At 64.1% G+C, this 2,346-nt stretch carries 4 protein-coding genes; 2 read left to right on the forward strand and 2 right to left on the reverse strand.

The genetic code is table 11. The features are described 5' to 3' along the window. Both RMO18_RS19275 and dtd read left to right on the forward strand, forming a co-directional pair. The coding region (locus RMO18_RS19275; protein ID WP_309668132.1) for a PfkB family carbohydrate kinase at positions 1 to 554 on the forward strand (554 nt) is incomplete at its 5' end. Next, positions 551 to 994, forward strand: a complete 444-nt coding sequence (gene dtd, locus RMO18_RS19280; protein ID WP_309668133.1) for a D-aminoacyl-tRNA deacylase — start codon at positions 551 to 553, stop codon at positions 992 to 994. The genes RMO18_RS19275 and dtd, both read left to right, overlap by 4 nt. Before the next feature lie 3 nt (positions 995 to 997). Here dtd and RMO18_RS19285 read toward each other — a convergent pair whose 3' ends face one another. Beyond that, positions 998 to 1,516 carry a hypothetical protein gene (locus RMO18_RS19285; RefSeq protein WP_309668134.1) on the reverse strand — a complete coding sequence of 173 codons (519 nt, stop codon included), beginning with the start codon at positions 1,514 to 1,516 and terminating at the stop codon, positions 998 to 1,000. Positions 1,517 to 1,624: 108 nt separating this feature from the next. Continuing rightward, positions 1,625 to 2,346: AMP-binding enzyme (locus tag RMO18_RS19290; protein WP_309668135.1), on the reverse strand; the 722-nt coding region annotated here is incomplete at its 5' end.

Here is a 2,346-nt window from a genome sequence, read left to right on the forward strand (position 1 = left end):
TCTTCGGCGGGATAAGCCTGGTGAACGACCCCGCGGCCAGCAGCTATGAGGCGCTGCAGGCCCGGGAATGTGCGGCACGTGTGACGATGATCGACCCCAACATTCGACCGGGCTTCATTGCAGGGAAAGAAACAGAGTACCGTTCCCGGATTGACCGGATGATCGGGCGGGCGGACATTGTCAAACTGTCGGATGAAGACCTGCACTGGCTGGAAGGCCCGGGCGATCTGACCGCACTGGCGCGGGGGGTTCTGGCCAAGGGGCCGAAGGTTGTCTTCATCACCGAAGGGGCCAAGGGCGCGCGGGCAGTGACGGCAACGCAGGAAAGATCGGTGGCATCGCAACGGGTTACGGTCGTCGATACCGTCGGCGCGGGCGATACCTTCAACGCCGGGGTTCTGGCCGCGCTGGAGGCTGCAGGGGTGCTGACCAAAGCCGGTGTGGCCAGCCTGTCCGATGCTGCCCTTGACGCGGCGCTCAGCCTTGGCAGCCGCGCCGCTGCCGTCACCGTGTCGCGTGCGGGCGCGAACCCGCCTTGGGCGCATGAGCTGTGAGGGCGGTCCTGCAACGCGTCAGCCGGGCTGAGGTGCGGGTGGCGGGCGAGCTGATCGGCGAGGTGGGGCAGGGCTACCTGATCCTCGTCTGCGCGATGTCCGGGGATACCGAGGCTGTCGCGGCAAAGCTGGCGGCAAAGGTCGCCAAACTGCGGGTCTTCAAGGACGATCAGGGCAAGATGAACCTGTCGGTGAAAGATATCGGCGGGGCCGCGCTGGTGGTCAGCCAGTTCACCCTTGCCGCCGATCTGCGCGGCAACCGGCCGGGGTTCTCCACCGCAGCGCCGCCCGATCTGGGGGAACGGCTGTACCGGCATTTCAGCACCTGTCTGCAGGCCGAAGGCGTGCCGGTGGCGAATGGCCGGTTCGGGGCGGACATGGCAGTCAGCCTGACAAATGACGGGCCGGTGACCATCTGGATGGACACCGACCAGCTTTGAACCCTAGTTGAACGGGTTCGGAGCCCGCCCGATGACGTCGCCGCATTCGATCAGCGCATCGATCGAGGCGCGCGATCCGGCCAGCGAATAGTTCTGCACATCCGACCCATCCGCCGACCGCAGGTAAAGCCGGTTGCCGCGCGCCACTTCGATGATGAAGTTCACACCAGCCTTGTCGTCCGGCAGGTAGAACAGCACCGAGTTCTGGTACAGCTCCGCATTGGTCAGGTTCCAAGGCGCGCGGCGGTCGATCTGCACCTCCAGATCGGCCGTGTCGCCTTCGCCGAATTGCCAGGCGGTCGAGTAGAACTGCAACTGCACCGCCCCATCCGGGAAGGTCCAGACCGAGAAGCTTTCGCCCGGGGCCGAGACCTGCGCCACGCAGCCGACCGACCCGTCATCCCAGCCCACAACCTCAACCTGCCAGTGCTTGTGTGAAAACAGCACTTCCGACTGTTGCGCCGACGCGCCCCCGACCGTCCCCGCCACCAAGGCGGCCGCGATTCCCATCCGTAGTTTCATTTCAAAACATCCCAAACTTTCGTGTCATGCAGGGTTTTCACCCCTCAAGGCGATTCAGGCAAATGAAACTTGCTGTCACGCAGTGAAAGACCCGCAACCGTTGCGAGTTTACGCAGCCCACTCCCAGGGATTGTTGAACTGGCCCAGGATGCCCGCCACGGCTTCGTCGGCGACAGGGGCGGATTTCTCCAACTGGGCGACAAGACCGCGCTTCTTGTCCTCGACCACTGACAGCACGCGCGCCGGTACCCCGGCCTCGGCCAGGGCCGCGTCATAGGTGCGGATGATCGCCATGCGCCGCAGATCGGGCTTGAACACCTTGCCGACAGCGGTTTTCGGCAGTTCGGGCAAGACCTCGATATACTTCGGCAGGGCGGCACGTTCGTGGATGTGCTTGGTGGCATAGGCCATCAGATCATCGACCGAGGCCGTGGCCCCCTTGACCAGTTCCACATAGGCAATCGGCAGCTCACCAGCATGGGCATCGGGTTGGCCGATCGCGCCGACAAAGCCAACCGCCGGGTGCCCCATCAACGCCTCTTCGATGATCGCGGGGTCGATGTTGTGACCGCCCCGGATGATCAGATCCTTCGCCCTGCCGGTGATGAACAGATAGCCATCCGCATCAATCCGGCCCAGATCGCCGGTGCGCAGGAACCGGCCCTCGGCGAACAGTTCACGATTCTTGTCAACCTCGGTATAGGTGGACCCTTCGAACACCCCGGGGTTCGAGATGCAGATCTCACCCACCTCATCGACCCCGCATTCCCGAAACCCGATCGCGCCCTCGCTGGTCAGGATACGGACATGGGTATAGGGGAAGGGCAGCC

This window comes from Tabrizicola sp., assembly GCF_031377265.1.
GTDB lineage: Bacteria > Pseudomonadota > Alphaproteobacteria > Rhodobacterales > Rhodobacteraceae > JAUYQR01.